Source organism: Erwinia sp. HR93, from assembly GCF_034555055.1.
GTDB lineage: Bacteria > Pseudomonadota > Gammaproteobacteria > Enterobacterales > Enterobacteriaceae > Apirhabdus > Apirhabdus apintestini.
The window spans coordinates 2434200-2454122 of record NZ_JAXUDP010000001.1 but is presented as its reverse complement, the minus strand read 5'-3'; the positions used below and the strand labels follow the sequence as shown (position 1 = coordinate 2454122).

Below are 19923 nucleotides of genomic sequence, written 5' to 3'. Positions count from 1 at the left end.
TCATTGGCTTCGAAAAGAAAAAACCGGCTCAGTGGCCGGTTTTTTTACGGAAAATCGCGTCTGAGTGTTTACTCTTTATGAGTAATACGCTCTGCTGGCACGTCATTATTCGACGCCGTTTTTGCTGCGTCATCGTCGTTCATGGCTTTTTTAAAGCCCTTGATAGCCGCGCCTAAATCGCCGCCAAGTGAACGTAACTTCTTAGTACCAAATAACAATACAATCAGCACGCCAACCATCAGCAGCTTAGTAATACTAATCTCGCCCATACTTACCTTCTTAATCAAAATCGACCAAAAATAACACTGCGTTTATTAACGGTCATTACAGCTCGCGACACAATAGCAATCTGTAACAAGGTTAATCAAGCGCTGTTGAAAAAAACATCACATTAATTGAGGTGGCGCAAATCGCCGGTGTTTAAGCACCGGCAATTGCGCACGGACTTCGCTGATACGATCTGCGCTTAACTCTGCGGAAATCAGCATGGGGCCTTCGCACGCTCCGGCAAGCGTAATACCAAATGGGTCAATAATTCGGCTATAGCCAATATTTTTTTCACCACACTCACCGGCAGCAATGATATAGCAAGTTGAATCCAGCGCGCGCGCCGCCAGCAGTGTTTCCCAATGCTGCTCTTTATGTTGACCGCGCAGCCATGCGGCGGGCAGCGCTATCGCCTGTGCGCCGGCGAGCGCTAAATGTATCGCTAAATCTGGAAACCGCAAATCATAACAGGTCATAAACCCCACCCGCATATCCGCAATATCCAGAAGCGGCGGCAGTGCCTGGCCGGCGTCAACCTGCGCCGACTCTCGGGCCGTAAAAGCGTCATAGAGGTGTAATTTCTGGTAGGTAGCGATAATCTCACCGTTACGCAAAACAACCAGAGTATTAACCGCCCGCCCTTCAGAGGTGGGCACATGCAGGGTAAATACCGTCGTCAATGGGCTACCCTCACTGGCTCTCAGAAGCAGCTTCATGAAGTCGCCGTCAAAAGTCTGAGCAGCACTCACAGCATGCAGAGGGTTATTATTATCCCGCGCAAGAACCGCTTCGGGTAACACCAATAAATCAGCCCACTGAGCCTGCTCCATTAGTGCTACACAGCATCGTGCATTATGCTGCCAGTAAGGTGTGACTATAAATTGTCCGACGGCGGCCTTCATTGCTCCCCTCCTGTTCGCTGTACTGTATATCGAGCGTTTCACACTTCATTATCTGCCGGTAGAGAAATAATGAAAATGAATGCGCATTTTACCTAAGCTTAACGTTTACCTTAGCGCAAGAAAATCGCCTAGTGCCTTCTTCATGAAGATGGACACCTCTGTTTTCTCTTTCGCCAGCCGGCGTTGATTTCACAGGCTGCTGCCGCAAACTGTTTTAGTATGCCTGGCTAATAAGCCGAATTACTGCCATAGAGCACAGCTAGCATGCTTACTTGCGGGGATCGGGCCGGGGGAAATAAGCCAACGTATTAAACGCCGGGGGGCGCTGTAATCACGCCTGCCAGACGCTTCTATTAGGGGAAACTGCTCGCGTTATACTGCTTTTAGAGGAAAAGCATAATGGCATTATCAGATATTTATTGCCGATGGCATAGCAACCTTAACCCCGGCTATGCGCAAATATTGCGAAACTGAACAACATTAGCAACGCCAGTCAGCAATACCGGCCAGCAACGGCTTCCTGCATTACATCTATATTAGGTCTAATCGCGTGATAAAATCGCATTAAAAGTAAGAAGTATAAAAAACAAAAAAACCCGCCAGTAGCGGGTTTTGAAAATTCGGCTGTAACTTACAGAGCGATAACGTTAGCAGCAGAAGGGCCTTTGGCACCGTTAGTGATTTCAAACTCAACGCGCTGGCCTTCAGCCAGGGTTTTGAAACCATTGCTCTGGATCGCAGAGAAGTGTACGAACACGTCTTTGCTGCCATCTTCCGGAGTAATGAAACCGAAACCTTTGGATTCATTAAACCACTTAACGTTACCTTTAATCTTAGACATCAAAATTACCTTTACATGAAAAAACGACACAAATGCTGTGTCGTGCATCAGTACAACAATTGTGGTGGCATTTGTCCAGCGCTTATTTACGAAAAAGTGATAAAAGTCGCTAACTTTCTCACGCCTCGCTACTTTCTCCTTATTTTACAAGGAGGCAGAAAATTACGTATATCGCGCTTAAATCTGGATACGCAGCCACGCGAAGTAAACATTACCGTTATTGTAAGTTCCAGGGATATAGGTCATCTGAAAAGTCGCTGGCCCATAGCCAATTGACGCCAGCGGCAATAAAACCGGAATGGGGATATAGCGCCAGTTGTCACGGGCAGTGACGCCAACCGTATACCCAGCCCCTAAGCGAAAGCGCTTATCGGATAATGGGCACCACGTACTTTCCCAGCCGTATCCCGCAATAGGTTCAAGTTTATTAAAGGAATCTTTAAACGCCATCGCATATAAGCCGTGCCAGTTGCCCTTTTCATCCCAGCGAGACATCCCAAAGCCGCCTCCCCACGGGCGCTCATTATATTTATCGATGTGCTCGCGGTCATATGCAAAGCGCGCATGCCAGGTTATGGCGGGTACATAAATATCGGCGCGCTGAGGCTGATGCCATGTCATTTCAATATTATGTGTCACGCCAGACAAAAACGTATTCCTGTTACCGGGCTGGTCAGCCGCAGCGACTCCCTGGAACATATTTCCCAAAACCAACAAAAAAAGAGAAAGAATAAGGCGGTTAATAAGAAAGCTCACAGTCTAAATTACCCTCAGTGAAAAACTGCGGTAATTCTATCGTAAGTTAACTGAATCGAACCTGAACAGAAAACTGAAAGTTCATTACTGATAAAATCCCACTGAATTATTTTTCAGTTAACGATTTTTGGTAAAAAATAACATTACACATTCATACAATTTAATTTACATCGTTTAATAACGCTTCTCATTGCGTCATATGTTAGCGCCGATTCAATATAATAACCAATGAAACAACCAATAAAAAATTCAATATAAATAAAACGTTAGTATTAACGACCAACTTATATAATATTAAGGTTTCACCTTTTGTTTACCTGTAGACATTCGTAATCCGCACGTTTTACCAACACTAATAATTCACCAAACAGTAATTAATAATGGTATTTCGCGCAAAAGCATTCTTTACCCCACTTCTCTGCGATAAGCAATGCTACCGTAGCGACTGTTTCACGCTATGATAATCATCATTAACCGTTTTTTGGATGAACATGAATGAAAAATAGGATTGCCGCCATCTTATTCAGCGTATTGCTTCCCTGGGGTGCGCTTCACGCAGAATATTTACAGCCTACTCAGTATGGCGATTTCGACAGTTATGTACTCGCACTTTCATGGCAGCCCGGTTTTTGCCAAAACCTGCACCAACGCGGACGCAAAATGCCAGATGAGTGCCAACAGCAGCAGGAAAGCCGCGATAAAACCCAATTTCTTTCGGTGCACGGCCTCTGGCCGGGGCTGCCTGCCTCTATCGCCGCCCGCGGGGTGGATAACAAGCGCTGGATGCGCTTTGGCTGTGCCACACGCCCCTTGCCCAACATGCCCGAAGCGCGTGCCTCCCAAAAATGCGCGGCCCCAGCGCCTCAGCTTGATGCCCAGCTTGCGGCTAAGCTCAACGAGGCTATGCCCGGCGCAGGCGGTCGCTCCTGCCTTGAACGCTATGAGTTCTCCAAGCACGGTGCGTGCTTTGGTTTTTCGCCGAATGCGTATTTCGCAACGATGATTCGCCTTAATCAAACGCTGCGTCAAAGCACTCTTGGCCATTTTTTAAATGCGCATTATGGGCAAACCGTCACTCGCAAAGCCTTTAACCAGGCGCTGCGCCAGCAGTTCGGTGATACCAGCGTTAAAGCGGTAAAACTCACCTGTAGCGGAAATCCTGGGTGGCTGACGGAAATTCAAATCACGTTAAATGCCGAAACCATTAATCAACCGCTCGATGCAAAAAGCTTTCAGTCTCAGCCCCATCCCGGTAACTGCGGCGCTAAATTTAGGCTCGATGCGGTGGGGTATATGCAATAACGGGTACCAGTCGCCCTGTGATATAGCGCCGCGTTAACTGCCATATCCAGAAAGCGTGTTTGAAATCGCTCGCTGGCAATTGCTTTTGATGCCCGATACTATTAGGTCAGCCCCTGATGGTTATCCGGCAGGGGTTTTCTTTTAGTTGAAACGAATACGCGGCTACCGCTGCCTTTGTCACAGGGAGTGACCATGCCCAGACCTAAAATTGTCATCAGTTCCCTGGATGCTGAGCGACTAGACAACCTTTTAGAACGGCCAGACTACGCTAATTTACCTGCTGCAGAAGCGCTATATAATGAGCTGGATCGCGCCGAGATTCTGTCCTCTGACGCCATGCCTCACGATGTGGTGACTATGAATAGTCAGGTCAAGTTCCGCTACCTGCACAGTGACGAAACATTCACACGCACGCTAGTTTATCCTGCCGCGCTGGCGGACAGCAACCAACAAATATCCGTGCTGGCGCCAATCGGGGCCGCGCTCCTGGGCTTACGTATAGGTGATAAAATCGACTGGCAATTGCCCGGTGGCCAAAATGCCCGGATTGAAGTTCTGGCACTGCTATATCAGCCGGAAGCCGCAGGGGAGTTTCATCGCTAAATCAGCGCAGGAGGGCTATCTTTGCTGTTTTAGCAGGTAGCCTACTTTCTTTTTTTGATGAGAAGCCCCATAAAAATCCCATTAATCAATACCGTCGGGTAAAAATTCAAATCCCGGAATGGAAGTAACGCCGCGCCAGAAAAACGCATTTTGCTCCCGAATTACTACCGTAAATAAGGGCTAACAGACAGCAGCGCAAAATATCGCTCACCGCGATCTGTAAAGTTATCTTCCTGCCGATGATGAAAACCTTCTGGTATAACGACTGCGTTAATTGTATTCGACGAGAGCAGAACAGCGATGCTAAAAAATAGCTGTTATCCGTTTGTAACGCTTTATTCTCAATAAATATGAGGGCCAAGTCCCGTTTTCTCTATGTAAAAGGCCACCTTCTAAGAAGGTGGCCTTTGAGAATGCCCCTGTAAGGGAAATATTGTCACCTTCCGCTTACTACTCTGGCAATTCCATCTGCTGTTCATGTGCTTGTTCCGTTTTCTCCTGATGTCGCACATATCTTCTGATTATTTCTTCGTTCACATCGACCGTATCTACAAACTACCCTCGGGGCCAAAAATGGTTTCCCCAGCGCGTCTTCCTGATGTGTGGAAAACGATTATAGAGCCTGATGGCACTGCGACCTTTCAAATGACACATTCGCGTTGATATTGAGATTTTAGGTAGGACGATGACCACCAGATGTACATGAGCTGACTGAACATTTAACGCCTAAACTTCACAATCCTTTATTCCGCATAGAATGTAGATTGTCCGGTAAAGCACCTTGCCCGGCCTGTCTTTAAGGATCCTGAGTCGATACGTTGGCGTCCAGACTGTGTGGTATTTGCAACGCCAATATACCTGTGATGAACGCCTGTAAAGCCCCGTGTTGATTTGTCTCCTTTTACTTGCGGTGAGTAAGCAGAGCTATTTCGGCATGGGCATTCTTCAGGCTCTAGCCTTACAGGAGCAATCACCCCCTCCCCAAGAGGGGGGGTTTAGGAGTGACAATAAAAAAGAGGCGCCATTAGGCGCCTCAACTTGCTGTGCATCTTCTTTGCCGCATCAGGGTTATTCTTCCCCTCTTAGGCAACGCGCTATTACGCGCTTTTTGTTCTAATCAGGTAATCAAACGCGCTGAGAGAAGCTTTCGCACCTTCTCCGGTCGCGATGATAATCTGTTTGTACGGCACCGTAGTGCAATCCCCTGCGCCGAAAATACCTTTCACGCTAGTTTCACAGCGCGCATCAATGATAATTTCACCCATTCGATTACGTTCAACGGCGCCTTCCAGCCAGCCGGTGTTCGGCAATAGCCCAATTTGCACGAAGATCCCCGCGAGCGGCAGACTATGCTCTGCGCCGGTAGCGCGGCAGCGATAATCAATACCGGTTACTTTTGCCCCGTCGCCTTTCACTTCGGTCGTCTGTGCATTCAAAATAATATCGACGTTGGCCAGGCTGCGCAGTTTATCCTGCAGCACCCGATCGGCTTTCATCTCTGGTGCAAACTCAAGCAATGTGACGTGTTCGACGACGCCGGCAAGATCAATAGCCGCTTCTACACCGGAGTTACCGCCACCGATGACCGCCACGCGTTTACCTTTGAATAGCGGACCATCGCAGTGCGGGCAATAAGTGACGCCGCGGGTACGATATTGCTCCTCACCGGGAACGCCCATATTGCGCCACTTTGCGCCGGTAGCAATAATAATGCTGCGCGCTTTTAATACCGCACCAGAAGCCGTCTCAATCTGATGCATTCCGCCCTCAACCGAAGCCGGAACCAGACGCGTCGCGCTCTGCGTATCAATCACGTCGACATCATAATCATCAACGTGCGCTTTTAACGCACCGGCCAATTTTTGGCCCTCTGTTTTAGGTACAGAGATATAGTTTTCAATATCTACCGTATCCAAAACCTGGCCGCCAAAACGCTCGCCCATTAGGCCAGTGCGGATACCTTTACGCGCCGAATATATCGCCGCAGCGGCTCCAGCCGGGCCAGAACCTACAATCAATACATCGTAAGCATCACGCTTATTCAACGCATCTGCGGCGCGTTTTTCCGCATTGCTGTCCACTTTTCCGACAATTTCCGCCAGCGTCATACGCCCCTGGCCGAATTCTTTACCGTTCAGAAAAACGGCGGGAACCCCCATAATATTTCTGTCGGTAATTTCATTCTGATAGGTACCACCATCAATCGCAGTATGTTTGACGCGTGGATTCAGCACCGCCATTAAGTTCAGCGCCTGTACGACATCCGGGCAGTTATGGCAGGACAGCGAATAATAGGTTTCAAATTCAAAATCGCCATCAAGGTGACGAATTTGCTCCAGCAAATCCTGCGCTTCTTTGGAGGGATGGCCGCCGGTCCAGAGCAGCGCCAGCACCAGCGAAGTGAATTCATGCCCTAACGGGGAACCGGCAAAGCGCGGCCCCTGCGTTGAGCCAGGGTTGGTTATCAGGAACGACGGCTTGCGCACGGCCAGACTATTATCTTCTTTAAACGTGACCTGAGAAGACAGTGAAGCTATCTCAGTCAGCAGTTCCTTGATTTCCGTTGATTTTGCGCTGTCATCCAGCGTTGCAACCAGCTCAACCGGTTTCGTCAGCTTCTCAAGATAGGCCTTGAGTTGGTTTTTCATGTTAGCGTCGAGCATTGTTATCTCCTGCATAAAAACATCATCATACAAGCCGCCCATCGCGGGTAGCGTTAAGCCGCTTGTATCATGATGCTGGAAAAAACGGGCGCCTGAAGCACCCGTTGATAAGGATTAATTTCCGTATTTTTTACGCCTGGCAGTGGATCTGCTCACATCATGCCAGCGAAATATGCAGCCACATGAGAGACGACTTACGCCTGCACGCATTGCGTAAAAAGTGTCGAAAATTTAGATCTTGCCGACCAGGTCCAGAGAAGGAGCCAGCGTTGCTTCGCCTTCTTTCCATTTAGCCGGGCAAACTTCGCCAGGGTGTGAAGCAACGTACTGGGCAGCTTTAATTTTACGCAGCAGGTCGGTTGCATCACGGCCAATACCTTCAGCGGTCACTTCAACGGCCTGAATGATGCCCTGCGGGTCGACCAGGAAGGTACCGCGATTTGCCAGGCCTTCATCTTCACGCAGGATCTCAAAGTTACGAGACAGCGCCGCAGTCGGGTCACCGATCATGGCATATTTGATTTTACCGATAGTATCGGAGCTGCCGTGCCACGCTTTGTGCGTGAAATGCGTATCGGTAGAAACAGAATAAATATCAACGCCCAATTTCTGGAATTCGTCGTGATGGTCGGCCAGGTCGCCCAGTTCGGTCGGGCATACGAATGTAAAGTCAGCCGGATAGAAGAAGAAGACGCTCCAGCGGCCTTCAGTGTCTTTCTCAGTCACTTCAACAAATTCGCCGTTTTTGAATGCCTGGTTTTTGAAAGGTTTAATTTTGGTATTAATCAAGGACATCTATACTTCCTCCGTGTTGCGTTGGGGTATAAGTTATCGAACTTTTCTCGGTTCAGCTAATGCATTTGCATTATCAAATCAATAAGCGATAGCTAACAACTATGGTCTAACGAGGCTACTGATAATAAAGAAACCTCTGCCAATCCGTTTTAAGGCCAGTAGACAGATCGGCTTGCGCCTTAACAGATGTTATAACACGTCACTCAAACGGACATAAATCTCCGCCGGATTTAAGCACTTACCAAGATTGAGGGTCAATGAGGCAGCCAAAGGTATTACCTATGGCTGTAAACGGTCAAATCTATCCTTACAGTAACGCCTGTTATAACACACGTCATCCATTGTGCGCGGTACTGGCATACGCATCGCACTTTTACTTCATAAAACGAGTTTACCCGGCATTCACACCGCCTGCATTCACAGGCATAGCGAAGCTGATGCTTTCATAAAGCCTTCGCGCAGCGCATTGACCGGCAAATCACGTCCGATAATGACCAGTCGCGAGCGCCTTTCTTCACCGTCAGACCACGGCGCACCGTAATCAAAACCCGCGACTTTATGCACGCCCTGGACAATCAGCCGCTGCGCGCCGTCGGCAATCGCCAATACGCCTTTATACCGCAGCATATCGTTACCGTATTGTTCAATACAGCGCTCCATAAATGCGCCAACGCGATGGAGATCTAACTCGCCGGCCTCAAAGACATGCGCCTGAATCGCATCATTCCACGCGGGTTTCTGTGATAAGGCGGCCTGAAATGGCACAAAATTCGTAGAGCCAGCCCCAGGGCACACCTGATAATAACCGGTACTGATAAAATGAGTATCACTGAGCGTGAACGCATTGATATCGAGCCAAAGCTCGGCCGGGCATATTCCCTGAGTGACATGAAAGAGAGAGGCTTTACGGTTAATACGGTGGATCCGCTCCCGAACTTCAGCCTGCTGCTGCTCATCGCATAAATCCGCTTTCGTCAGCAATATGCGATCGGCAAAGCCAATTTGCGCCGCTGCAACGGGGTACTCATCCAATTGCCGCTGAATATGGTGACAATCCACCAGCGTAATGACGGCATCCAGCCGCATCTCTTCACGCAGGCGCTCATCGACAAAAAAGGTCTGGAGCACCGGCGCAGGGTCGGCAAGGCCCGTCGTCTCCACAATGAGCCTGTCGAAATGCATATCTCCCCAGGCCCGCCGGTCCAATAGCGCGTGCAGCGCCGCGGAAAACTCTCCGCGCACGCTGCAGCACACACAGCCGTTAGATAACTCAACAATATTGACGTTTTCTCCGGCAGCCAGCAGCGCACCATCAATATTGACCGCGCCAAACTCATTTTCCAGGATTGCTACCGACGCATCGCCGTGATGGGCCAGGAAATAGTTCAGCAGCGTCGTTTTCCCTGCCCCCAAAAAGCCGGTTAATAACGTTACTGACACCGCATCTTGCATCGTATTTCTCCTTTAACAGCAGCGCATACCGCCTTTACCGCCATAGCGGGCATCCTGGCGCTCACGAAAGAATTCCTCATATGACATCGGGGCCTGCCCGGGATGGTTCAGTCGCATATGCTGAACATAATTATCATAATCCGGCACGCCGACCATCAATTTTGCCGCCTGCCCCAGATATTTCCCGGCTTTCGCCAGCGAATCAAACATGGTGCTTTCTCCTGGCTCCGGCGTATTTGCCGGAACCGCTGTTTTTGATTATTAATGCGGTATTTTCGTCGGTGTGACCGGCTCTGAAATGGCGGTATAGGGCGTTTCATTCACCGTAGGCGCACTACTCTTCAGCCCCGCGCGCGCGGTACGCAGAGCAAACAGCGCCAGCACAACCACCACCACCATAAAAAAGATAGTTAGCCCAGCATCAAGGCGATTATTGAATACCAGCTGGGCAAGCTGGACCTGAGAGTACTGAGCCGGAATAGCATCGTTATCCAGCATCGCCTGAAACTTATTAGCGACGGCCAGAAATCCAACTTTAGGATCGTCGCTAAACGCTTTTTGCCAGCCAGCGCTCAGTGTGCAGACCAATAGCCAGGCAGTAGGCACAAGTGCGACCCACGCATAGCGCTGTCGCTTCATTTTGAACAGTACTGCCGCGCACAGTAAAAGTGCCATCCCTGCCAGCATCTGGTTAGCAATACCAAATAGCGGCCAGAGTGTGTTAATGCCACCGAGCGGATCGACCACGCCCTGGTGCAGAAAATATCCCCACGCCAGCACGCATAACGCGGTAGCGAATAAATTTGCTGGCAAAGAGTCGGTGCGCTTAAGCGCGGGCGATACCAGCCCCAGCAAATCCTGCAGCATAAAGCGCGCCGAGCGAGTACCGGCATCAACTGCGGTTAAAATAAATAAGGCTTCAAACAGAATGGCGAAATGATACCAAAATGAAACGTCCATCATTCCTGCCAGCGCGCCGTGCAGAATATACGCCATTCCCACCGCCAGCGTCGGTGCACCGCCGGCGCGCGATATAATGCTCTGTTCGCCGACTTCGTTAGCAATGCGAGTTAATGTTTCCGGAGTGATATGGAAGCCCCAGCCGCTAACCACCTGCGCGGCGGAAGCCACCGCGTCGGTGGCACCAGCGGGTGCCAGTACCGCCAGTGGACTATTCATCGCAAAATAGACGCCGGGATCGATAACGCAGGCGGCGACCAGCGCCATAATCGCGACAAAAGATTCCATCAGCATGCCGCCATAGCCGATAAAGCAGGCCTGATTCTCATTGGCCAGCATTTTAGGGGTCGTACCAGAGGCTATCAGCGCATGGAACCCTGATACCGCACCGCAGGCAATAGTAATGAAGAGGAAAGGAAACAGACTCCCTGACCACACCGGCCCGCTGCCGTCGATAAAGCGCGTCAGCGCGGGCATCGTCAGCGTCGGGCGCATAATCAATATGCCGATAGCCAGGCCGACAATAGTGCCGATTTTCAAAAAGGTGGACAGATAATCGCGCGGTGCCAGCAATAGCCAAACCGGAAGCACCGCCGCCACGAAGCCGTAACCCACTAAAATCCAGGTAAGCTGGATACCGTTAAAATCAAACCAGGCTGACCAGACGGGGTTCTGGGCCACCCAGCCGCCGGAAATAATGGCAAACACCAGCAGCACCAAGCCAATCACGGATACTTCACCAATGCGTCCGGGGCGCAGATAGCGAATATACACGCCCATAAAAAGCGCCAGCGGAATAGTAAATGCCACGGTGTACGTACCCCAGGGGCTATGGGTCAACGCTTTCACCACAATCATTGCCAGCACCGCCAAAATAATCACCATTATCATAAAGCAGGCTATCAGCGCGATAAATCCGGCGACATTCCCCATCTCCGCTTTCACCAGTTCGCCCAGTGAACGCCCGTCGCGCCGCGTTGAGACAAATAGCACCATAAAATCCTGCACCGCCCCTGCCAGCACCACGCCTGCCAGAATCCAAATCATACCGGGCAAATAGCCCATTTGCGCTGCCAGCACCGGCCCCACTAACGGTCCGGCACCGGCGATAGCGGCAAAGTGGTACCCAAAAAGCACCTTTTTATCGGTCGGCACATAATCAAGCCCATCGTTATAGCGTATGGCTGGCGTCATGCGGGTTGCATCTACCGAGAGCACCCGGCGGGCAATATATAAGCCATAAAAACGGTAAGCAATGAGATAAACGCATACCGATGCAACCACTATCCATAGCGCATTTATTTGCTCACCGCGATTGAGAGCGACATAACCAAGCGCGCCCGCTCCCAACAGCGAAATTGCGCCCCATATGAGGTATTTCCCTGAATTATTCATTGTTTTTTCCGGTATCAGCATCTGAGTTGAATAAAAACGTTCATCTCAAATTATCTATAACACCGGGCTTAACTTAACAACCTTGAAACATAAGAAATCTCGCCGGTAAGTAAGTATTTACATAACATTGCAGGCGGGATCACTTTCACCGGTAAGTTAAGTGCATCAATGTCATAAATCCAGGTAGGAATAGCGGCTTCATCCGCCAATATTTCGAGGCAATACGTGTCGATAGTGGAACGCTCCTCAAATAAAAGGCGCATACTTAAGGGGATTATCTGACGCATGATAATGCGTATCCGCATACCGATCGGCATTTGCGCCCCATATGTCGGGCGTAGTATTGACTGCGTACAAAACCGTACTGACCCACGGCCAGCGCTTTTGCTGACCTGGATTATTCACCCTAAGACACACCGCGCGGGAAGCGCGCGCAGCCCCGCAGTAAATAAACCGCGCCTCGGGTCTGGATGTACCACAGCGCGTGATGCCATAACGGCTAACGCACATCGCACTAGCACTGTTAATCGGCACGCCGTTTGGCGTTAGCGACGTAACCTCCAGCCACTGCCAGATGGGCGAATCGCTAAGCCTATCCTTTTACCCGCGCCTGCTTATGGAAGCGATAAAACAGATTAGGCTCGCTGACCACATAAATATTTCCCAGTTTATCGACTGCGATGCCTTCAGGCTGTGGAATATCATGCGCCAGTGACGCCCACCCTTGCTGCAAATGCAGTCGGTCCAGCACATTATAACCGGCATCCATTTCCATAATCACGCGCGAATCGTCAGATAATACCAGCAGCGTTTGCGAAGCCGACGAATACGCCAGCCCGGAGATATCTTTTACCCCCTTCAGGCGATCGCCTGAAACTCGCTGAAACCCGGGATTACTGTCACTCATCGTGACTTCAGTTATCGACGGGGGACGCTTCTCTTTGGCCACGTAAAGGGCTTCGCGCTGCGGGTTCCACGCAATCCCCTCAATACCGTCATTTCGCCCCTGCGCTAAATCGGCAAAAGAAATCGACGACAGTATTTTCACGCCGTGGGCGCGCCTGTCCAGGCGCACGCGATAGACTTTACCCTCCCGTTCGCTGGCAAGATAAAACTCATCGCCGTGAATATGTTCAACCGTTTCCGGATCGGGAATCCGCTCTATCTTCATCCGATCGAGAACCTGCCCCTCTTTATTTAACTGGAGTAATTCAGGTGGGTTGTTAACCGTGGCAAAAAGGCTATCGTGATAATCAGAGTAGGTGAGTCCAGACAAATTACGCGTAACGCCTTCTACTTTTTGTGCCTGCACCTCGGCATCATAGCCTCGTAAATATAATGATGAGGAAACATCCTGCGCCATCCTCACTAGTTTTATAATATTCGCTATATCCTGCTTCGCGTAAAATACTATCGCGCCCAAAATTAACAAAACTATCGATATTCGCATAATAAATTTAAATGCTCGATTCACAATAACATCCCTATATTGTATTTATTACCGGGCAAGCAAATTCTCTCAGCCAACGCGGGCATTCCTGCCCGCATTTATCATTGTTTTAATTTGCTCACTATTTTAACTTTCCAGCATACTAGCGGGCTTTTTTAATAATCTGCTTCACATCTATTTCAACTGAGTTCCAGTCTTTATCGACCTCCCCCTGAATTTCAACTACATCCTGAGGAGAAATAGTTTGTCCGCGCCAGTATTTATCATCAATATCCACATTAACCATACCGCTGGCATCGCGAAACTGATAAAGGTCATCAGAAATACGCTGGGTAATATTCCCATGCAGCGTAACCCAGGTATCATCCCGTAGCGTTTTAGCGCGCTCAACGGTGGTGACACTTCCATTCGGCCCAACAAACCCGCCAGCATTATCCGGGCCGCTAAAACCACCGTTCCCCTTGGCAAATACCGGCAGCGCGCAAAAGCTGGCAAGGCTCAAAGCTAAAAGATATTTTTTCATGATGTTTCCCTTTATCTATGGCGTTTTGAAGGATTACATCAGATAAATATTAACGGATGCTTAATTTATAAAAAAAATAAAAAGACTGTACATTATCCCCCGCTCTGCGTTATTACCTGAGCAAAGACAATATCAGGGATAATAAGCAATGCGTATTTTGCTCATTGAAGATGATTTATTAATCGGCGATGGAATCAAAGTCGGGCTGACAAAATTATGTTTTACGGTTGACTGGTTCACACACGGTGTGGAGGGCAGAGAAGCGCTATATTGCGCTCCCTATGACGCGGTAATTTTGGATCTTACGCTACCGGAAATCGACGGACTGTCGTTATTGCAATCCTGGCGCGAACAGGGGCGATGCGAGCCGGTACTGATCCTCACCGCGCGGGATGCGCTGGATCAGCGGGTGGAGGGACTGCGCCTTGGTGCCGATGACTATCTATGCAAGCCATTCGCCCTCATTGAAGTCGCTGCGCGGCTGGAAGCACTCATCAGGCGCGCCCAAGGCCAGCCAATACAGACGTTACAACACCGTGGCGTTACGCTCGATCCTACGGCCATAAGCGTGACGCTGAACGGCGCGCCCCTGTTGCTGAAACCTAAAGAGTTTGCCCTGCTTGAATTGCTAATGCGCAATGTCGGGCGCGTGTTACCACGGCGCTTAATTGAAGAAAAACTATACGGCTGGAGCGATGATATTGCCAGTAACACGATTGAAGTCCATATCCATCATCTGCGACGTAAACTGGGCGGCGGTTACATTCGCACCGTGCACGGCGTCGGCTACACGCTGGAGCCTGCCACCTGATGCACCTGACCAGTTTACGCCTGCGCCTAACCCTGTTTTTTATTCTGTTAACGGCGCTGACATGGTGCTGCGCAAGCCTTATCGCCTGGCACTACACGACCAAAGAGCTTAATAAACTTTTTGACACCCAGCAGATGCTATTCGCCAAGCGCCTTAGCGTCATGTCATTTGATGAAGCCGCATCGCCGCCCGCCCTGGCGCCTACCAAAAAAATGCTGCGTCACCATCGCGGTAAGCAGGACGACGACGCGATGGCGTTCGCTATCTTCGATATCCACGGCAAAATGCGACTTAACGATGGCGATAACGGGCGTGATATCCCCTGGCACTATTATCGCGACGGATTCATCGATGGTTATCTACCTGATGACGACGATGAATGGCGTTTTCTGTGGCTCACCAGCAGCGATGGGCGCTTTCGCATCGTCGTCGCGCAGGAGTGGGAATATCGCGAAGATATGGCAATTGATATTGTCACCAGTCAGCTCTATCCCTGGCTGGTGGCTTTACCGGGTATGATCCTGATATTGATGCTGCTGCTACACCGTGAACTTCGTCCGCTCGGGCGACTGTCCCGGCAACTGGCAACGCGCCTCCCGGACTCACCGGAGAGTCTGGACACCGCGCAGATCCCGGGGGAAGTGCGCCCGCTGGTATCAGCGCTGAATCAACTTTTCGCGCGTACGCATCACACCATTGAGCGCGAAAGACGATTTATTTCAGATGCAGCCCACGAAATACGCAGCCCGCTGGCGGGTTTAAAAGTGCAGGCAGAAGTCGTCCAGCTTGCCGGAGACGATAAAATCGTTCGCGAACAGGCCCTCACCCAAATGCAGGCGGGGATTACCCGGACCACCAGGCTGGTCGAACAGCTTCTCACGCTCTCCCGACTGGATGCGCTGGATAATCCCGAAGACAGCGTCCCTGTTAGCCTTAACGCGCTATTGCAGGACGCCGTCGCTGATATCTATCCCTGCGCCAGCGCACGACAGATAGAAATTCAGCTTCATCTTACTCAGCGGCAAATCTGCCTGCGCGGGCAAGCGCTGCTGCTGAGCTTACTGGTGCGCAACCTGCTGGATAACGCGGTGCGATACTGCTCCCCCGGCTGTACCGTAGAGCTAACGCTGGATGACCACTCGCTTACCGTAGCGGATAACGGTCCGGGGATGAGCGATGATACGCTTGCACGCGTGGGAGAACGTTTCTGGCGCCCGCCGGGCCAAAAACAAACGGGTAGCGGGCTGGGGTTATCGATTGTGAAACGTATTGCCGCCCTGCATCGCATGACGGTCGCTTTGCAGCACGCGCCCGGCGGCGGCTTTCAGGCAACGATACGATTCCCATCCACCAAACGTTAAGCCATTGAGCGCTCAGGCTCAGCAACTTTATTCGGTTGATTTCAACTAGTAGCAGCGGGCGCGGGCGCATTTCTTAATAACCGCCGGCCGCGCTTAGCCGCTGGGCGCATATTTGTAGCCGGTAAATCAGCGAGGCAGCCAGGTCTGGAGCCGTTCAGCGGGAGAATAGTGCGGTTCGCATCATCGGCCTTAAAGTACAGGCTTCTGCTTACACAGACAGTTCGGGAGCCAATTTAACCCCTGCCCCCGAATGCCGGTATTGCGGTATTGCGGTATTGCGGTATTGCGGTATTGCGGTATTGCGGTATTGCGGAAGATTAAAAATCGTAACCGTTTATCGTATCCAGTACCGCCTTACTATCGCGGTACTTGCCGCGCAGCACTTCCTGCTGTGCTTTGGCCTTCGGGCAAACCTCAGATATCGTCTTTTCAAGCTCTTTCTGGCGCGGTGCCGGCAGGGTTGAATCCCACTCCCCGGCCAGATACTGGCAATCATCCGCCTGCTTTATAAATTCTTCGACATCTTTTGGATACTGCGCGCTAGCGTTTGCGCAGGCCGTCAGGATAAAGGCAGAAAATAATAACGCGTATTTATTCATGTTATCGACCATCCGTTGACCAATGTGGTTTATCGTTAGTGCCGCCGTGATACTTTATCACGCCAAAGGTTTTTCCCACTTTATGTAAGGCCGTATTCATACCATCCCGCGGTAAAGAGTCAATTACAACGTCCTCGCCCGCCTTATTTTTTATCGTCAGCGTGCCGGCCCAGCGAATATCCATATCGATAGCATTTCCCTGCGTATGACGGCTATTTAACGCCGGTGCCACGCGCAAATTTTGCATTCCGTAAGCGGCAGCCATTTCTCGCGCAGCCTGACGGCTTTTCTCACGATCGTAGCTGCCATCTATTTTGGTATGCACCCATTCAATATTTACGCCGCTCTTTCCCGGTACTGCATTTGGCTCCGCCAGCCCACGCGCGATTTTCCAGGACCAGTGCATCAAATAGGCTCTTTCCGGCGGTCTTAAGGTAGCAGAAATAGTAATTGCCGCCCCCCCATTCCTCAGGCTGGCTAAAAATGCGTTTACGTTCGATTTAAACGTTAAACTCAACGTATCAGTTATCGTGCTGCCCTGAAAACGTGAAACCCATTTTTTACCGCTCAGTTCTTTCATCATTGCTTCCCTGTATCTTATTCATCGCAACCGAAATAAGATGCATCGTCACCATAGTTTTATCCATAAAATTAAGTGGTTAAGTATCGCAATGATTCACTTTTGAGAACTCTGCGCATTCAACAATCTTAAAATCATATACTCAGCGCAGCTTTTTGATGCCGCTATTCGGCAAATGAAGGAAACGGGCGGGGATTAAACATCACCTAATATCGTCACCGTGACGCGCGCATGCTCATTAATTTAACTTTCCCCACAGGATAAACTTGACCTGCATCTTACATAATCCGTTCATCCGGTGCGGTCACGAAATAAAGCGCTTATTGCGATACCCGGTTTCTGACGAACGTCCACGAAGCGTAGGGAGCGTTTGCCGCTTAGTTACCGTGGGTGCTGGCCGTACTGCCCCCACCCGCGGCGGCAAGTAATCGGCTCAATTCCTCAATAACCCGGCGGGCGCGCCGTGAAAGCGGCCATTCGCTCCGATGCACCAGCCATAAAGTGTCGACAATACGCGGATCGCCGTCCACCACCGCAATTTCATTCTGGCGTGGAAAAGCCCGTCGGGCATATTGAGGAATAACGGTAAATCCCAGGCCACGCGCAACAAACTCCAAAATTAACCCGACTTGATTACTGAACCCACGCACCGGTAGATGGCGAGCGCCCGGGTTGCCCGGAAAGCGGCGGCTTAATAAACGCGTTGCCATAGGCAAACCATCGGGATGGTCGATGAAGCCCAGCCCGGTTAACGCAGACCAGCTATCGCCGCTACGCCCGGCCGGCACCACCAGCTCCAGCGGCTCTTCCGCAAACCAGGCTGCGGCAATGCGCGGATCGTCTGGCCGATAGCTCATTAGCCCCATTTCAAAACGATTTTGTGCAATTGCGTCATGCACTTCGTAGTCTGGCGCAAAACGGTGGCGCACCACCAGCGCGGGGTTGGCAACCTGCATCGCCAGCAGATGAGGGAAAATTGTTAACCCGATACTCCCTGGCGTGATAATGCTCACTTCCCCTCCGTCGGTATCGCTTTCGCTAAGACGCAAATGCAAACGCCGCTCGGCCTTATCCAACTCCAGGCAATATTCCAGTAGCGCTTTCCCCTCAGGGGTTAAATCAGGCTGGCGCGCTTTACGCACCAACAGCGGCCCGAGCCGCTTCTCCAGATGACGAATATGCTGGCTCACAGCAGCCTGTGTGATGCCAAGACGCTCTGCGGTGCGGGTAAAACTGCCTTCTTCCGCCAGAGTGCGAAATGAAAGTAGCCAGTGAGGATTAAACATAATGAATTCTTATAATCACGATAATCAATTGTCTATTTTCATTATACCTTTTTCACGACAACATGTTGGAATTACCACTTTTTTGCCAGGCTATCCGGCTTTCTGCGGTTTTTAGTCGGCCTCTGTGCGTTTTTTCATGCTTTCAGGAGTTGTTATGAACGAAATTTATCGGGTGTGGACAGGTACCGGACAGGCCTCACCGCTGAGCCTCACGCTAAATACCGGCACGCTGCCGCAGCCGGCTGAAGACGAGGTACTGGTACGCAATCTCGCTATTGGGCTAAACCCGGTTGACTGGAAATTACTGGACACTCAGGCCGGTAAGGCGCCGGGCGTGGACGGCGCAGGCGTTGTTATTGCCGTCGGCGCAAATATCACCAGCGACTGGCTGGGCGAACGCGTGACCTGGCATCAAAGCCTGAAACGCCACGGCAGTTTTGCCACACACACGCCGCTAAGCGCCAGCGCGCTAATGCGGGTACCACCCGGGCTCGATATTGTCGATGCCGCAGCGTTCCCCTGCCCTGCGCTTACGGCCTGGCAGGCGCTGGAAAAAATCCCCTCCCGTCGCAAAGAGCGCTTACTCATTAGCGGGGCGGGCGGCTCCGTCGGCCACTGGCTGGTGCAGTTTGCACGCGAGCGCGGTTTTATTATCGATGTTATGTGCAACGAGCGACATCGCGACCGCTTGCTGGCACTCGGCGCCGCTGGCTGGTACCCAGGGCCATTGGCCGACGAAGAACCGCTCCCGGAAGCACTGCGGACACGCTATTACGCCGCCTTTGATGCGGTCAGCGGCGCACACGGGCTACAGCTGAGCGAGACGCTGAGCGCCAATGGTCATCTTGTTACCATTCAGGATCGCGTTGAACGGTGGCCCAACCCTGCTTTTGGCCGCGCTCTGTCGTTACACGAGGTCGCACTCGGCGCACTGCATTTTCACGGTGACGAACGCGACTGGCGCCAGCTCACCCGCAGCGGCGAGCGTCTTCTCGATGCGCTGGCGCAAGGCACGTTTTGTAGTGAAACCCTACTGGTGAGAGATTTCAATTCACTGCCTGAACATTTACAGGCGTTAAAAAACCGTAGTTTCAGCGGTAAGCTGGTTATCACGCTGTAGCTTGCCTGCGGCTATCGCCGGGCGTTGGATACAGGCCGGCGCTGGTAAAAATAATATCCGCATGCCGTCGCTCGCATGGCTGGCTGGCTGGCTGGCTGGCTGGCTTTGCAGATATTAATTCTGGCTCACGCTGAGCCAGAATTAATATCGAAAATAGACTGAAAGCGAACACATAAGCGTCGCTGCGGGCTTTCACCTGCGTCCAGCGCTGCGTCTCACCTTTTGACAGGCACAGGCGCGCGGTTCAAATCAGTACG

20 protein-coding genes and 1 pseudogene are annotated in these 19923 nt (G+C 51.0%); 5 read left to right on the top strand and 16 right to left on the bottom strand.

The annotated features are described in order from the left end of the window. Positions 1–68: 68 nt before the first annotated feature. The 4 genes from tatE to pagP form a co-directional block, all read right to left on the bottom strand. Positions 69–269 (bottom strand): twin-arginine translocase subunit TatE, encoded by a 201-nt coding sequence (gene tatE / locus SFA31_RS11385; RefSeq protein ID WP_322838080.1) that lies wholly within the window; start codon positions 267–269, stop codon positions 69–71. Between the two features lie 117 nt (positions 270–386). Further along, positions 387–1169 carry a deaminated glutathione amidase gene (locus SFA31_RS11380; protein WP_322838079.1) on the bottom strand — a complete coding sequence of 261 codons (783 nt, stop codon included), beginning with the start codon at positions 1167–1169 and terminating at the stop codon, positions 387–389. 631 nt (positions 1170–1800) lie between these two features. Then, the gene (gene cspE, locus SFA31_RS11375; RefSeq protein ID WP_002439184.1) at positions 1801–2010 is read right to left on the bottom strand and encodes a transcription antiterminator/RNA stability regulator CspE; all 210 of its coding nucleotides are present in this window, start codon (positions 2008–2010) and stop codon (positions 1801–1803) included. Positions 2011–2187: 177 nt separating this feature from the next. Next, positions 2188–2754, bottom strand: a complete 567-nt coding sequence (gene pagP, locus SFA31_RS11370; RefSeq protein WP_416208353.1) for a lipid IV(A) palmitoyltransferase PagP — start codon at positions 2752–2754, stop codon at positions 2188–2190. A 507-nt stretch (positions 2755–3261) separates the two neighbouring features. Between pagP and SFA31_RS11365 the strand changes: the two genes are divergently transcribed. Both SFA31_RS11365 and rnk read left to right on the top strand, forming a co-directional pair. After that, on the top strand, positions 3262–4068 hold the full coding sequence (locus SFA31_RS11365; RefSeq protein WP_322838078.1) for a ribonuclease T2 family protein: 807 nt from the start codon (positions 3262–3264) through the stop codon (positions 4066–4068). A 192-nt stretch (positions 4069–4260) separates the two neighbouring features. Further along, complete coding sequence (gene rnk, locus SFA31_RS11360) at positions 4261–4671, top strand: nucleoside diphosphate kinase regulator (protein WP_322838077.1); 411 nt, start codon at positions 4261–4263, stop codon at positions 4669–4671. 450 nt (positions 4672–5121) lie between these two features. Here the strand turns inward: rnk and tnpA are convergent. The 9 genes and pseudogenes from tnpA to SFA31_RS11315 all read right to left on the bottom strand — a co-directional run bounded on the left by tnpA (position 5122) and on the right by SFA31_RS11315 (position 13909). Next, positions 5122–5562 (bottom strand): annotated as a pseudogene (gene tnpA, locus SFA31_RS11355) (IS200/IS605 family transposase). A 206-nt stretch (positions 5563–5768) separates the two neighbouring features. After that, positions 5769–7334 (bottom strand): alkyl hydroperoxide reductase subunit F, encoded by a 1566-nt coding sequence (gene ahpF, locus SFA31_RS11350; RefSeq protein WP_322838076.1) that lies wholly within the window; start codon positions 7332–7334, stop codon positions 5769–5771. 231 nt (positions 7335–7565) lie between these two features. After that, positions 7566–8129, bottom strand: coding sequence for an alkyl hydroperoxide reductase subunit C (gene ahpC / locus SFA31_RS11345; protein WP_322838075.1), 564 nt, complete (start codon positions 8127–8129; stop codon positions 7566–7568). 417 nt (positions 8130–8546) lie between these two features. Continuing rightward, complete coding sequence (locus SFA31_RS11340; protein WP_322838074.1) at positions 8547–9581, bottom strand: GTP-binding protein; 1035 nt, start codon at positions 9579–9581, stop codon at positions 8547–8549. Between the two features lie 12 nt (positions 9582–9593). Next, a complete protein-coding gene (locus SFA31_RS11335) occupies positions 9594–9791 on the bottom strand; it encodes a YbdD/YjiX family protein (protein ID WP_322838073.1) in 198 nt (65 codons plus the stop codon). A 51-nt stretch (positions 9792–9842) separates the two neighbouring features. Then, positions 9843–11936, bottom strand: a complete 2094-nt coding sequence (cstA, locus tag SFA31_RS11330; RefSeq protein WP_322838072.1) for a pyruvate/proton symporter CstA — start codon at positions 11934–11936, stop codon at positions 9843–9845. A 68-nt stretch (positions 11937–12004) separates the two neighbouring features. Beyond that, the gene (locus SFA31_RS11325; protein WP_322838071.1) at positions 12005–12253 is read right to left on the bottom strand and encodes a hypothetical protein; all 249 of its coding nucleotides are present in this window, start codon (positions 12251–12253) and stop codon (positions 12005–12007) included. A gap of 275 nt (positions 12254–12528) precedes the next feature. After that, a complete protein-coding gene (locus SFA31_RS11320; RefSeq protein WP_322838070.1) occupies positions 12529–13410 on the bottom strand; it encodes an SdiA-regulated domain-containing protein in 882 nt (293 codons plus the stop codon). A 118-nt stretch (positions 13411–13528) separates the two neighbouring features. Further along, positions 13529–13909: a YgiW/YdeI family stress tolerance OB fold protein gene (locus SFA31_RS11315; RefSeq protein WP_322838069.1), complete on the bottom strand. Its 381-nt coding sequence runs from the start codon at positions 13907–13909 to the stop codon at positions 13529–13531. Positions 13910–14057: 148 nt separating this feature from the next. Between SFA31_RS11315 and qseB the strand changes: the two genes are divergently transcribed. After that, on the top strand, positions 14058–14720 hold the full coding sequence (gene qseB / locus SFA31_RS11310; RefSeq protein ID WP_322838068.1) for a quorum sensing response regulator transcription factor QseB: 663 nt from the start codon (positions 14058–14060) through the stop codon (positions 14718–14720). Continuing rightward, complete coding sequence (gene qseC, locus SFA31_RS11305; protein ID WP_322838067.1) at positions 14720–16081, top strand: quorum sensing histidine kinase QseC; 1362 nt, start codon at positions 14720–14722, stop codon at positions 16079–16081. The genes qseB and qseC overlap by 1 nt, the downstream gene beginning before the upstream one ends. Before the next feature lie 317 nt (positions 16082–16398). On the opposite strand, the gene SFA31_RS11300 is transcribed toward qseC, so the two are convergent. The 3 genes from SFA31_RS11300 to SFA31_RS11290 form a co-directional block, all read right to left on the bottom strand. Further along, complete coding sequence (locus SFA31_RS11300; protein WP_322838066.1) at positions 16399–16680, bottom strand: hypothetical protein; 282 nt, start codon at positions 16678–16680, stop codon at positions 16399–16401. Position 16681: 1 nt separating this feature from the next. Next, the gene (locus SFA31_RS11295; RefSeq protein ID WP_322838065.1) at positions 16682–17263 is read right to left on the bottom strand and encodes a peptidoglycan-binding domain-containing protein; all 582 of its coding nucleotides are present in this window, start codon (positions 17261–17263) and stop codon (positions 16682–16684) included. Positions 17264–17637: 374 nt separating this feature from the next. Then, entirely contained in the window at positions 17638–18546 is a 909-nt protein-coding gene (locus SFA31_RS11290) for a LysR family transcriptional regulator (protein WP_322838064.1), read from the bottom strand. A gap of 154 nt (positions 18547–18700) precedes the next feature. On the opposite strand from SFA31_RS11290, the gene SFA31_RS11285 reads away from it, so the two are divergent. Then, complete coding sequence (locus SFA31_RS11285; protein ID WP_322838063.1) at positions 18701–19666, top strand: alcohol dehydrogenase catalytic domain-containing protein; 966 nt, start codon at positions 18701–18703, stop codon at positions 19664–19666. The last annotated feature ends 257 nt before the right edge of the window (positions 19667–19923 follow it).

Bases quoted from the DNA above. Each gene is read 5' to 3' on its own strand.
- tatE (WP_322838080.1), bottom strand. From the start codon at position 269: ATGGGCGAGATTAGTATTACTAAGCTGCTGATGGTTGGCGTGCTGATT.
- SFA31_RS11380 (WP_322838079.1), bottom strand. From the start codon at position 1,169: ATGAAGGCCGCCGTCGGACAATTTATAGTCACACCTTACTGGCAGCAT.
- cspE (WP_002439184.1), bottom strand. From the start codon at position 2,010: ATGTCTAAGATTAAAGGTAACGTTAAGTGGTTTAATGAATCCAAAGGT.
- SFA31_RS11365 (WP_322838078.1), top strand. From the start codon at position 3,262: ATGAAAAATAGGATTGCCGCCATCTTATTCAGCGTATTGCTTCCCTGG.
- rnk (WP_322838077.1), top strand. From the start codon at position 4,261: ATGCCCAGACCTAAAATTGTCATCAGTTCCCTGGATGCTGAGCGACTA.
- ahpF (WP_322838076.1), bottom strand. From the start codon at position 7,334: ATGCTCGACGCTAACATGAAAAACCAACTCAAGGCCTATCTTGAGAAG.
- ahpC (WP_322838075.1), bottom strand. From the start codon at position 8,129: ATGTCCTTGATTAATACCAAAATTAAACCTTTCAAAAACCAGGCATTC.
- SFA31_RS11340 (WP_322838074.1), bottom strand. From the start codon at position 9,581: ATGCAAGATGCGGTGTCAGTAACGTTATTAACCGGCTTTTTGGGGGCA.
- SFA31_RS11335 (WP_322838073.1), bottom strand. From the start codon at position 9,791: ATGTTTGATTCGCTGGCGAAAGCCGGGAAATATCTGGGGCAGGCGGCA.
- cstA (WP_322838072.1), bottom strand. From the start codon at position 11,936: ATGAATAATTCAGGGAAATACCTCATATGGGGCGCAATTTCGCTGTTG.
- SFA31_RS11325 (WP_322838071.1), bottom strand. From the start codon at position 12,253: ATGCCGATCGGTATGCGGATACGCATTATCATGCGTCAGATAATCCCC.
- SFA31_RS11315 (WP_322838069.1), bottom strand. From the start codon at position 13,909: ATGAAAAAATATCTTTTAGCTTTGAGCCTTGCCAGCTTTTGCGCGCTG.
- qseB (WP_322838068.1), top strand. From the start codon at position 14,058: ATGCGTATTTTGCTCATTGAAGATGATTTATTAATCGGCGATGGAATC.
- qseC (WP_322838067.1), top strand. From the start codon at position 14,720: ATGCACCTGACCAGTTTACGCCTGCGCCTAACCCTGTTTTTTATTCTG.
- SFA31_RS11300 (WP_322838066.1), bottom strand. From the start codon at position 16,680: ATGAATAAATACGCGTTATTATTTTCTGCCTTTATCCTGACGGCCTGC.
- SFA31_RS11295 (WP_322838065.1), bottom strand. From the start codon at position 17,263: ATGATGAAAGAACTGAGCGGTAAAAAATGGGTTTCACGTTTTCAGGGC.
- SFA31_RS11290 (WP_322838064.1), bottom strand. From the start codon at position 18,546: ATGTTTAATCCTCACTGGCTACTTTCATTTCGCACTCTGGCGGAAGAA.
- SFA31_RS11285 (WP_322838063.1), top strand. From the start codon at position 18,701: ATGAACGAAATTTATCGGGTGTGGACAGGTACCGGACAGGCCTCACCG.